This window comes from uncultured Arthrobacter sp. (assembly GCF_902805515.1).
Taxonomy (GTDB): Bacteria; Actinomycetota; Actinomycetes; order Actinomycetales; family Micrococcaceae; genus Arthrobacter_D.
On the sequence record NZ_CADCTE010000001.1, the window covers coordinates 1 to 11,391 of the forward strand.

10 protein-coding genes and 1 riboswitch are annotated in these 11,391 nt (G+C 67.7%); of the genes, 8 read left to right on the forward strand and 2 right to left on the reverse strand.

Translation table 11 applies throughout. The annotated features are described in order from the left end of the window. From QZX79_RS00005 to QZX79_RS00025, 5 genes are all read left to right on the forward strand, one after another. Positions 1–544, forward strand: a 544-nt coding sequence (locus QZX79_RS00005) for a histidine phosphatase family protein (protein WP_294563047.1), incomplete at its 5' end; no start/stop codon positions are given. Positions 545–992: 448 nt separating this feature from the next. Next, positions 993–1,238, forward strand: coding sequence for a hypothetical protein (locus QZX79_RS00010; protein ID WP_294563049.1), 246 nt, complete (start codon positions 993–995; stop codon positions 1,236–1,238). A gap of 96 nt (positions 1,239–1,334) precedes the next feature. Next, on the forward strand, positions 1,335–2,582 hold the full coding sequence (gene mshA, locus QZX79_RS00015; RefSeq protein ID WP_294563051.1) for a D-inositol-3-phosphate glycosyltransferase: 1,248 nt from the start codon (positions 1,335–1,337) through the stop codon (positions 2,580–2,582). Positions 2,583–2,605: 23 nt separating this feature from the next. Further along, positions 2,606–3,388: a phosphatase gene (locus tag QZX79_RS00020; protein WP_294563053.1), complete on the forward strand. Its 783-nt coding sequence runs from the start codon at positions 2,606–2,608 to the stop codon at positions 3,386–3,388. Between the two features lie 12 nt (positions 3,389–3,400). Next, positions 3,401–5,068 (forward strand): formate--tetrahydrofolate ligase, encoded by a 1,668-nt coding sequence (locus tag QZX79_RS00025; RefSeq protein ID WP_294563054.1) that lies wholly within the window; start codon positions 3,401–3,403, stop codon positions 5,066–5,068. 172 nt (positions 5,069–5,240) lie between these two features. Here the strand turns inward: QZX79_RS00025 and QZX79_RS00030 are convergent, their stop codons facing one another. Beyond that, positions 5,241–6,326, reverse strand: a complete 1,086-nt coding sequence (locus tag QZX79_RS00030) for an inositol-3-phosphate synthase (protein ID WP_294563055.1) — start codon at positions 6,324–6,326, stop codon at positions 5,241–5,243. Positions 6,327–6,606: 280 nt separating this feature from the next. Here QZX79_RS00030 and QZX79_RS00035 point away from each other — a divergent pair, with 280 nt between their 5' ends. Continuing rightward, a complete protein-coding gene (locus tag QZX79_RS00035; RefSeq protein WP_294563056.1) occupies positions 6,607–7,749 on the forward strand; it encodes a peptidoglycan bridge formation glycyltransferase FemA/FemB family protein in 1,143 nt (380 codons plus the stop codon). A gap of 15 nt (positions 7,750–7,764) precedes the next feature. Then, positions 7,765–9,207 carry an NAD(P)/FAD-dependent oxidoreductase gene (locus QZX79_RS00040; protein WP_294563058.1) on the forward strand — a complete coding sequence of 481 codons (1,443 nt, stop codon included), beginning with the start codon at positions 7,765–7,767 and terminating at the stop codon, positions 9,205–9,207. A gap of 4 nt (positions 9,208–9,211) precedes the next feature. Here QZX79_RS00040 and QZX79_RS00045 read toward each other — a convergent pair whose 3' ends face one another. Next, positions 9,212–10,519 (reverse strand): Nramp family divalent metal transporter, encoded by a 1,308-nt coding sequence (locus QZX79_RS00045; RefSeq protein WP_294563060.1) that lies wholly within the window; start codon positions 10,517–10,519, stop codon positions 9,212–9,214. Positions 10,520–10,670: 151 nt separating this feature from the next. Between QZX79_RS00045 and QZX79_RS00050 the strand changes: the two genes are divergently transcribed. Continuing rightward, positions 10,671–11,111: a DUF1810 domain-containing protein gene (locus QZX79_RS00050; RefSeq protein ID WP_294563061.1), complete on the forward strand. Its 441-nt coding sequence runs from the start codon at positions 10,671–10,673 to the stop codon at positions 11,109–11,111. A gap of 101 nt (positions 11,112–11,212) precedes the next feature. Beyond that, positions 11,213–11,314: riboswitch (glycine riboswitch) on the forward strand. Positions 11,315–11,391: the final 77 nt, after the last annotated feature.

Sequence of the window (11,391 nt, forward strand, 5' to 3'; positions counted from 1 at the left end):
AAACCACACAGGCCTCACGGACCTGCCGCTGACGCCGTTCGGTGAGGACCAGGCGCTTGAGGCAAAGCGGCACCTCGCCGGCATCGACTTCGACCTGGTGATGAGCTCGCCGCTCCAGCGTGCCGTCCGGACCGCCGAGCTGGCTGGATTCCCCAACCCCGAGATCGTTCCGCACGCCCACGAATGGGATTACGGGGACAATGAGGGCCGCAACAGCGCCCAGGTGCGCCGGGAAAACCCCGACTACCTGATCTGGAAGGACGGCGCCCCCAACGGGGAGAGTCTCGAGCAGGTTGCGGCACGGGCCGACCGCATCATCTCGCGCGTCCAGGCCGGCTGCCACACCCCGGCGGACCAGGACCCCGATGCTCCGCCGGTCCAGAACGCCCTGCTGGTCGCACACGGACACTTCCTCCGCGTTGTGGCTGCCCGCTGGCTTGAGTTTGCTCCGGTGGAGGGGCGGCGGTTCGTCCTCGGTACGGCGGCTGTCTGCTCCCTGGGCTGGGACAAGCACACGCCGGCCATTGTTCAGTGGAATCTCTAGGGCGAAATAAACCGAGAAATTTTTGAATTAATTAGTTCGACCCCTATGCCAACGCCTCAGCATGGGGTAGATTGACTGTCGAGCCACTGGTCCTCCAGAACATTCCCCAGAGAGGACCAGGGCCTACGGTTCTATTAGTTATCTTTCGGACAGGAGGTAGGGATTGTGAATAACATGTCGAGCGGCCTTCTGACCCGCGGACCCAATCCGGCCTTCGTCATCCGCGGCCACTAGCGGCCTCCTGCGCCTGCACGGCGCCTTCCGGGGCATCCCGAACCACCTAAACGGCGGTCTTTCTCCCGCTGCTCCTCCCCGGTATTGCCGCGCCGCGGATTATTAATTCTTTCCTCTTAATTCCCCTTGCCGAAGGATAACCGTGTCAAAGTCCCAATCCCTTTATGGCCAATTACCCTCGAATGTAGAAATACCCAACGCTGGACAATTCATCATGTCCGGATCATTCACCGTCCTTCCCGCTGTGCCATCCGACGCGGTCAGCCGCACCTCCCTGGGTGGCGGACAGGACGCCACGGCCATGCCGGGCTTCCATCGGAAGCGGAAGGTGAAGCGTACGCTGAGGGCGCTCCGGCGGAATTTCGCCCGCTGGCAGCAGATCCAGGGCCCCGAAGCGGGATCCGCACGCGAAAGTGCGGACCGCCTCCTCCTGCCCCAGCACTTCCTGAACATCCGGTGAGCACCGGCCTCCCGGCCGGAGGAATGTGGAGGCGCCCCGCGGCGTTGTATCGTTCAAGACGCTAGTCGCAAGCGGACCATGGGGAGAGGAGGAACGATGCCCCCCGTGAGACGTGTGGCGATGTTGTCCCTCCATACCTCCCCCCTCGAACAGCCGGGAGCCGGTGACGCCGGCGGCATGAACGTCTACGTGCGTTCCGTGGCGCTGGAGTTGGCGAGGGTGGGTGTCGAAGTCGACATCTTCACCCGAAGGACGGGCGAGGAGCGGCCCTCCTGGGAAGAGATGGCGGACGGCGTCCGGGTGCATCACCTGGCCGCCGGCCCGCCACACCGCATTCCGAAGGAAGCCCTTCCCCAGCTGACCGGAACCTTCACAGCGGCCCTGGCCGACGTCGCCGGCGCCCTGGCCGGCGGCGGCGTCGACGTGCTTCACTCCCACTACTGGGTGTCCGGAACGGTGGGCCTGACCGTCGCCCGCAAGCTGAGACTGCCCCTCGTCCACTCGATGCACACCATGGCGAAGGTCAAGAACCTGAGGATGAAGAACCTTGGCACGGCGGAACCGCCGGTCCGGGTCAGTGGTGAGCAGGCCGTCGTCTCCGGAGCCGCGCGCCTGATCGCGAACACCTCGACGGAGGCCTCGGAGCTTGAATCCCTCTACGGGGCGCACGCCGAGAGGATCGACGTGGTGGCCCCCGGCGTCGATCTCGAAACCTTCAATCCCGGCTCGCGTGAGGTCTCCCGGTCCCTGCTGCAGTTCCCCCAGCGTTCCTTCCATGTCGTGTTCGCGGGACGAATCCAGAAGCTTAAGGGACCGCAGGTGCTTGTGGCCGCCGTGCGCGAACTCGTGGAGCGCCGTCCCGACATCCCCCTGACCGTCAGCATCCTCGGCTCCCGCAGCGGCTCCGACGCCCTGAAGCTGCAGCCGCTGATCGATGACGCCGGGCTCCACGACATAGTGCGGCTGTATCCGCCGGTCAAGGCCGCCCAGCTCGCCCACTGGTTCCGTGCGGCCGACGTCGTCGTCATGCCCTCCTTCAGCGAATCCTTCGGACTTGTGGCGCTCGAGGCGCAGGCCTGCGGCACACCGGTCCTCGCCGCCAATGTGGGCGGGCTGCCCCAGGCCGTGAGCGACGGCCGAACGGGCCTGCTCGTTGAGGGCCACTCCGCCGGGGGGTGGTCGGCCGCCCTTGAAAAGCTGTTCGACGACACCGCCTACCGGGAGGCGCTCGGGCGCGGTGCCGCCGTGCATGCGCTTGCCTTTGGCTGGCAGCGCACCGCCCTGCTGACGGCCCAGAGCTACCGCACCGCCGTGGAGCGATTCTCCTCCGTTGCGGCGCGGTGATCCGGCCGCCCTAGGATAGGACCGTGAACCGCGACGAACTTGCCAGCTACCTTGATTCCGTCCGCATCACCGGGGAGGTGGCCACCCCGCGGGAGAACAACCTCGACCACATGCGCCGATTCCTCGACGGGAATGAGCACCTCGAGTTCGGCGTGCGCACCACGCACCCCTGGACCTTCGACGAGGTCTTCACCCTGATGCATGAGAAGGTCGGCACCAGCGCCGACCCGTCCCACACCACCGGCCAGGACACCATCGACGCCGCCAAGTGCGTGGCCGCACTCGACCGATTCGCCGATCGGCTGGGCCGCTCGGTCCGGGCCGGGGAACGCATCCTCTTCGCCACGGGCCATCCCGGTGGTCTCCTTCCGGTCCACGCGGCCCTCGCGTCCGCCGCCGCACAGGCCGGCGCCGAGGTGATGGAGATCCCGCACGGAATCCGGTTTCGGGAGGGCGACGTCCGCCAGGTCCAGAGGGTCCTGGCCTGGCACCAGCACGGGAACCTGATGCACACCCACTACCCGCAGCCGATGCGCCTCGTGCTTGCGTCCCTCGCTGCCGCCGGCAGGCCGGGGCCCGAGCTGGTGGTCGCCGACCACGGCTGGGCGGGAGAAGCCGCGGCCGCCGGCGTGCCGGCACTCGGATTCGCCGACTGCAACGACCCCGGCCTCTTTGTTTCCGAAGCCGAAGGCCAGCTCGAGGTGGCCGTCCCCCTCGACGACAACGTGCCGCCCGTCCTGTATGTGCCACTAACGGAATATGTATTGGAGCGGGCAGGGCTTGCCGGAGCGCCGGCACTGCGCTGATAGGTTGGCCCCATGAGCGACCTTGAGATTGCGCGCCGCGCGGCGATCCGACCCATCGAGGAAATTGCCGATGCGGCGGGGGTCCCGCGGGATGCCCTGGAGCCCTACGGCCGGTACAAGGCGAAGATCGATCCCACCCGCCTCGCGGACCGCCCCGGGCGCCCCGGGCGGGTTGTGCTGGTGAGCGCCATGAGCCCAACCCCCGCCGGCGAGGGGAAGTCGACCTGCACCGTGGGGCTCGCCGACTCCCTCGCCCGGGCAGGTCAGCACGTGATGATCGCCCTGCGGGAGCCTTCCCTCGGCCCGGTGCTTGGGATGAAGGGAGGCGCCGCGGGCGGCGGATACTCCCAGGTGCTGCCCATGGACGAGATCAACCTTCACTTCACCGGGGACTTCCACGCCATCACGTCGGCAAACAACGCGCTCGCGGCGCTCGTGGACAACTCAATCCACCAGGGCAACCCGCTGAACATCGACCCGCGGCGGATTACCTTCCGGAGGGTCCTCGATATGAACGACCGGGCCCTGCGCAGCGTCGTGGTGGGCCTCGGCGGTCCGGCGGAGGGCACGCCCCGTCAGGACGGCTTCGACATCACGGCCGCCTCCGAGATCATGGCGGTGTTCTGCCTGGCCACCGACCTCGCCGACCTGCGGGAGCGGCTCTCGCGCATCACCTTCGGCTACTCCTACGACCGCAAGCCGCTCACCGTCGCCCAGTTGGGGGTCGAGGGGGCGCTGACCCTGCTGCTGAAGGACGCCTTCAAGCCGAACCTCGTCCAGACGATCGCTGGAACCCCCGCCCTGGTGCATGGCGGGCCGTTCGCCAATATCGCCCACGGCTGCAACTCCGTGGTTGCCACCCAGACCGCCCGGCGCCTGGCCGACATCGTCGTCACCGAGGCCGGTTTTGGGGCCGACCTGGGCGCCGAAAAGTTTCTCGACATCAAGGCCCGCTCGGCCGACGTCGCACCCGACGCCGTCGTGATCGTGGCCACCATCCGGGCACTTAAGATGCACGGCGGCGTGGACAAGGCAGACCTGGCTGAACCGAATTCCGCGGCGCTCGAGGCGGGCACCGCCAACCTGCTGCGGCACGTACGCAATGTGGAGAAGTTCGGATACTCCCCGGTCGTGGCGATCAACCGCTTCGCCACCGACGGCGACGCCGAGCTCGACTGGCTGCTGGGCTGGTGCGCCTCGCAGGGCATCGCCGCCGCCGTCGCCGACGTGTGGGGCCAGGGCGGCGGCGGACCCGGGGGAGACGACCTGGCCGCGGCCGTCCTGGCCGCCCTCGACCAGCCGGCGGACTTCCACCATCTGTACCCGCTGGAGCAGCCGGTGGAAGAAAAAATCCGGACCATTGTGCAGGAGATCTACGGAGCCGACAACGTCGACTTCTCGGTGCCTGCGCTGCGCCGCCTCGCCGAGATCGAGGCGAACGGCTGGGGGGAACTGCCGGTGTGCATGGCCAAGACCCAATACTCGTTCTCCGATGACGCAACCCGGGTCGGAGCACCCACCGGATTCACGGTGCACGTCCGGGACCTCATCCCAAGGACCGGCGCCGGATTCATCATCGCCCTCACCGGAGCAATCATGACGATGCCGGGGCTGCCGAAGGTCCCCGGAGCCCTCGGCATGGACGTCGACGCCGACGGCAACGCGGTCGGGCTCTTCTAGGCCCCTGCCCGCCGACCGGGCCGATCGGCGGGCCGCGTCGCCGGAGCTGCCCAGCAATCGGCGGCGCTCGGTGGCCGGAAGCGGGCCGGATGGAAAGCCGCCGGCCGTGCCTTAAACGGTCCGGCCGCCTGCCTGAACCAGGAAGACGGCCGGAACCTGCCTCGGGCGGAGCCTAACGCTCGAGGTCGCCGCGGATGAACGCCTCGACCTTTTCGTGGGCAATGTCATCCGCGTACTGCTCAGGCGGGGACTTCATGAAGTAGCTCGACGCCGACAGGATCGGACCGCCGACGCCACGGTCGAGGGCGATCTTCGCCGCCCGGATGGCGTCGATGATGACACCGGCGGAGTTGGGGGAATCCCACACCTCGAGCTTGTATTCGAGCGACACGGGGGCGTCGCCGAAGTTGCGGCCCTCGAGGCGGACGAACGCCCACTTCCGGTCATCGAGCCAGGCCACGTAGTCCGAGGGGCCGATGTGCACATCGTCGGCGTGAAGTTCGGCCTTCACGTTCGAGGTGACGGCCTGGGTCTTTGAAATTTTCTTGGACTCCAGGCGGTCGCGCTCGAGCATGTTCTTGAAGTCCATGTTGCCGCCGACGTTCAGCTGGTACGTGCGGTCCAGGGTCACGCCGCGGTCTTCGAAGAGCTTCGCCATCACGCGGTGCGTGATGGTTGCGCCGATCTGGCTCTTGATGTCGTCGCCGACGATCGGCACGCCGGCGGCGGTGAACTTGTCGGCCCATTCCTTGGTGCCGGCGATGAAGACGGGCAGCGCGTTGACGAAGGCCACGCCGGCGTCGATGGCGCACTGGGCGTAGTACTTCGCGGCGTGCTCCGAGCCCACCGGCAGGTAGCAGACGAGGACATCGGCCTTGGTGGCCTTGAGCTGGCCCACGATGTCGACCGGTTCCTCGTCGGATTCCACGATGGTCTCGCGGTAGTACTTGCCCAGGCCGTCGAGCGTGTGGCCGCGCTGGACGATCACGCCGGTCGGGGGGACGTCGGCGATCTTGATGGTGTTGTTCTCGCTGGCGCCGATCGCTTCGGCGAGATCGTGGCCGACCTTCTTGCCGTCGACGTCGAAGGCCGCGACGAACTGCACGTCGCTGACGTGGTAATCGCCGAACTTGACGTGCATCAGGCCGGGGACCTTGGCCGACGGATCCGCGTCCCGGTAGTAGTGCACGCCCTGTACAAGGGACGCGGCACAGTTGCCGACGCCGATGATTGCCACCCGGATGGGGTTAGTTCCCACAGTTCTCCTCAAAAAGCACGCTGAAGTGTAATAGGCCCGTTCAGCCCCGTAATAGAGGGTCGGGCAGAGAGTGTCCAGTCTACGTCCATTTGGGCGTATGCCGGTTGGACTCTATCAACCTTGCAGGGTCCCCGTTCACCGCACCCGGTCCGGGCGGGCCGCGGCGGGGTCGAAGGCCACTGCCGGATCCTGTCCTCGAGGTTCCGGTGCGGGCCCCGTCGATGCCGCGGATGGCTCGGGTAGGCTGGGGCGAGCACGGATTCCCAGCGAAAGAACCCACGTGAGCGCAGCTTCATTCCGATACGAAAAACTTGGCCCGGAGGACTTCGACCGGATCGCCGGCGGGCACCCCGACGTGGTTGTTCCGCTTGAGCAGACCCCGGACTGGGCCGGGTTCGAGACCGCCCTCGGTCGCCGCCCCTACGGGATCTGGGGGTACTACGACGGCGAAACACTCGTTGCCATCGCCAGCTACCTCCTCATCCAACGGCGTCTGAGGACTTCCCTTGTGGTGGTCAACGGGCCTGTGTGGTTCGCGGAACGGACGCCGGCCGCCGAACGCACCCTGATGACGACTGTCCTTTCGCAGTTCGCGGCCGATCCCGGGGTCGACCCGCTGTATATACGGATGCAGGTATCGACACCACAGCCACCGGCGGAGGGCCCCCTGGAGCACGGCTGGTTCGAGCGGGAGATTGTCGTCGATCTCACGCCGGAAGAAAAGGACCTGTTCCGGAGCTTCAAGCCCAACGCCCGCAACAGCATCCGTCGGGCCCAGAAATCCGGGGTGGAAGTCCGAAGTATTCCCCGCGAGTTATGGAGCGAGACCTTCCGGCAGGAGCTTTTCCCGATCATGAGGGAGACCGCCGAACGCGATGGATTCGAAAGCTTCGCGTCCGACTACTACGAGACACTCCTGGCCGAACTGGGCGACTACCTCCGCCTGCTCGTCGCCTACCTCGACGGAAAGCCGGTGAGCTGGCTCATCACCAGCGAGTACCGGGGCTCCGCGGTTTACTACTTCGCCGGCAGCACCCAGCAGGCGCGCAAGATCTTCGCGCCCTACCTCCTGCTCTGGGAAGCCTTCCGGGAGCTCAAGGCCGCGGGCAACGGCACCTGCGCCCTGACCGGCATCGTCAGCGAGAACTACCCGCAGCTCGCAAACGTCACCACCTTCAAGCGGAACTTCTCCAAGAACGTCGTCGTGGTGCCCACGACGTATGACCTCCCCGTGAAGCCGCTGCAGTACCGCACCCTCGCTGCGGCCCTCCGCGCCCGGCGGAGCCTGCCGGGACAGGTACGGGCTGCACGGAAGGCGCTGGCCGCCGCGCGCGGCACCATCGCCGCCAAGGTCAGGCCGGCCACCGCCGCGCCCGCCCAGCCCGGCACTGTCCAGCCCGCTACTGACGCACGGCCCGCCTGAGGAAAGTGAGAACCGATGGTTGACGTCGAGGTTGTCGGTTCCGGGCCCAACGGGCTGGCAGCGGGCGTGGTGTTGGCCCGGGCGGGTCTGAGCGTACGCGTGCACGAATCGGCGGCGACCATCGGAGGCGGATCGCGCACCCTCCCGCTGATGGAGGAGGGGGCGGTCCACGACGTCTGCTCGGCGGTCCACCCCATGGCGCTTGTCTCGGAGTTCTTCACCTCCTTCGAACTTCGCCGCCGCATCGGGTTCGCCATCCCCGAGGTTTCCTACGCGCACCCGCTCGATTCCGGGCGGGCAGGAATCGCCTATCGCAGCCTGGAGCGGACCGTGGCGGAACTGGGTGTTGACGGCCCGGCGTACCGGCGGCTGATGCAGCCCCTCATCGATTCCCGGGACGGCATCCTCGCGCTGACGCTGAATCACCTGCTGCGCGTGCCGAAGAACCCGCGGGCCGCGGCACGGCTCGCGGCGGCCGTCCTCGACCAGGGCTCGCCGGCCTGGAACCGGCGGTTCCGGGGCGAGGAGGCCCCGGCGATGCTGACCGGGGTCATGGCGCACCCCGTCGGACCGCTTCCCTCGCTCACGGCCGCCGGAGCCGGCATGGTCCTCGGCCTGCTTGCGCACGCCGGCGGCTGGGCCATCCCCGTCGGCGGCTCCCAGGCGATTGCCGACGCCATGGCCCGGGACATCGAAGACCACGGCGGCGAGATCCTCACCGGCTCCCGGGTGCGCTCCCTCGCGGAGCTCGGCGGTGCCCGGGCGGTCCTGCTGGACGTTGCCCCGCCCGCACTGGTGGAGATGGCGCGGGGACGGCTTCCGGGAGGGTACGCGCGGGCGCTGCGCAGGTTCCGCTTCGGCAACGCCGCCTGCAAGGTCGATTTCCTGCTCTCCGGCCCCGTGCCGTGGACCAATTCCGAGGTGGCCCGGGCCGGCACCGTCCACCTTGGCGGAACCCGGGCCGAGGTGGCGGCGGCCGAGGCGGACGTCAACGCCGGACGCCACCCGGAGCGCCCCTACGTCCTTGTCTCCCAGCCGTCGCTGTTCGACCCGACCCGGGCGCCGGCCGGCCGGCACACCCTCTGGACCTACTGCCACGTGCCCCGCGGCTCCACGACGGACATGACCGAGGCCATCACCGCCCAGATCGAACGCTTCGCCCCCGGCTTCCGCGACCTGATTGTCGACTCGCACTCCTCGACGGCCGCCCAGCTCGGGGAGTACAACGAAAATTATGTCGGCGGCGACTTCGGCTCGGGCGCCGTCGACCTCCGCCAGATGATTGCCCGCCCGGTGCTGGCGGCCCACCCGTGGGCGACCCCGCTGAAGGGGGTCTACCTCTGCTCCCAGTCGGCCCCGCCCGGACCCGGCGTCCACGGCATGGCCGGATTCCACGCCGCGAAGCTTGCCCTGCGGCGCGAGTTCGGGCTGGGAATGCCCGAACTGGGAATCGGCTGAAGGCTCAGCCGCCCAGCAGCGGCGCGAGTGCCTTCACGAGCTGCTGGCCGCCGAGGACGAGGAAGAGCAGCGCCGTAATGCCCAGGGCGATATTCGTCGACGGCTTGTTGGCCCAGCGGGCGGGAATGCGTTTCCCGTTCAGCAGTCCGAGCAGGGTCACCGCGAGGAACGGCATGAACAGCGAACCCAGGACGCCGTAGGCGAGGATCAGGCCGATCGGCTGGCCCAGGGCGAACAGGATCATCGGCGGGAAGGTCAGCCACAGCACATAGAACCGGAAGTATTTCCCTCCCACCCGGGTGTCGGGATGGCCCGATTCCTTACCGCGCATATTTCCCCAGAAGTCGGCGAACATGAGGGAGACGCCGTTCCATACGCCGAGGATCGAGGAGAAGGATGCGGCCCAGAAACCGACGAGGAATCCGGTGCCGACGACGTCGCCGTATTCGTCCTTCAGCACTCCGTACAGGTCCAGCAGGCCCTCGTCCCCTGCGCTGATCGAGACGCCCGCCGAACGCACCACCTCCGCGCCGACGATGAGCATGGCGACGACGAAGATACCGGTCATCACATAGGCCATTGAGTTGTCGATGCGCATCACCCGCATCCATTTCGGGGTGTACCAGCCTTTTTCCCGCAGCCAGTAGCCGTAGGCGGCCAGGGTGATGGTTCCACCGACGCCGCCGGCGAGGGCGAGGGTGTAGAGGACCCCGCCGTCCGGAATTCTCGGGAGCAGGCCGGTGAACATCGCCGGAATGTTGGGCAGCGCGATGACGGCCAGTCCCACGACGGTGATGAACATCAGCCCCACCAGGACGGCGGTGATCTTCTCGAAGGTCGCATACTTGCCGAACCAGACCATCACGAATCCGAGCAGGCCCATGGCAATCGCCCAGGCCCACAGCGGCAGCACCGGGAAGACGGCGGCCAGGGGCAGCGCCGCCGAGGACATGGCGGTGGCTCCGTACACGAAACCCCAGATCATGATGTAGGGGCCGAAGTACCACGTGGTCCACCGCCCCAGCGACCGCCACCCCTCAAAGATCGTTCGTCCGGTGGCGAGAGTGAACCGTCCGACGCCCTCCACCAGGATGATCTTCAGGACCACGCCGAGCACCACGGCCCACAGCAGGCCGTATCCGAAGCGGGAGCCGGCGACGAGCGTGGCCACCATGTCCGCCGCGCCGACCCCCGTGGCGGCAACCACGAGTCCTGGCCCGACGAGCTTCCATTTCGCGGGAGCACCGCCGTCGTCGTCGATCCTGTCCTCGTGCTCAGTGGGAGTGGGGGGAGTGCCGCCGGTAGTCGCCATCGACCAGGGGTCCTAACTGTTGATACCTTGTGCGGATGAGACCGCCCGAGGCGGGTCCGCCGGTCGTGTGCATTCTGTCACAGGCCCGGTGTTGGACCCGGGATGCCCGGCGTGCCCGCCGCGGTCCGGGACACCGCCCTAGGAGGCACCGATGGACACTCAGACAGCAGGCGACCCCTACCGCCTGGAACGCTTCGTCACCGCCCAGGACGTGGGCGGCACCTACCCGCGGGCCCTCCGCGAAATCCGGGCCGGGCGCAAGCAGAGCCACTGGATGTGGTTCGTCTTTCCCCAGATCCAGGGCCTCGGGAGCAGCGCGACGGCCCGCGAGTTTGCCATCTCCTCCCTCGCCGAGGCGCAGGCCTATCTCGCCCACCCCGTGCTCGGGCCCCGGCTGCTCGAATGCGCCGCCGCGGCCGCCGCGCTGCCGGGGCAGAGCGCGGAAGCCGTCTTCGGCGGCATCGACGCCCGGAAACTGCATTCGAGCGCGACCCTCTTCCACCGGACCGCCCCCGGCGAGCCGGTGTTTTCCGACCTCCTCGCAAAGTACTTCGACCTCCAGCCCGACACCGCCACCGACGAACGCCTCTAAACAGTGATCCTGGGCAGCGCCGCCGGCCGGCGGGCGCCTTTGCCCGGCCGGGGTTGCCAAGGTAAGATCGATGTGGTTTCGACCACAATTTCATATGCCTTTGACCTGCAGCGGGAGAGTCCTGCCGCGAATATCCACTCGGCAGGCGCCGTAGGAGCAAATCCTCCCCAGGAATCTCTCAGGCCCAGTACCGCTGCGGTTAGGCAACTCTGGAAAGCAGCGCACCGGCCCCGAGGGCAGGCAGCGCTCACCGAAGGTGCAAGCAGGCACGGAGCCCTGC

Excerpts from the sequence above, each read along its gene's own strand:
- QZX79_RS00050 (WP_294563061.1), top strand. The coding sequence starts at position 10,671 with ATGGACACTCAGACAGCAGGCGACCCCTACCGCCTGGAACGCTTCGTC.
- QZX79_RS00040 (WP_294563058.1), top strand. The coding sequence starts at position 7,765 with ATGGTTGACGTCGAGGTTGTCGGTTCCGGGCCCAACGGGCTGGCAGCG.
- QZX79_RS00025 (WP_294563054.1), top strand. The coding sequence starts at position 3,401 with ATGAGCGACCTTGAGATTGCGCGCCGCGCGGCGATCCGACCCATCGAG.
- QZX79_RS00045 (WP_294563060.1), bottom strand. The coding sequence starts at position 10,519 with ATGGCGACTACCGGCGGCACTCCCCCCACTCCCACTGAGCACGAGGAC.
- QZX79_RS00010 (WP_294563049.1), top strand. The coding sequence starts at position 993 with ATGTCCGGATCATTCACCGTCCTTCCCGCTGTGCCATCCGACGCGGTC.
- mshA (WP_294563051.1), top strand. The coding sequence starts at position 1,335 with ATGCCCCCCGTGAGACGTGTGGCGATGTTGTCCCTCCATACCTCCCCC.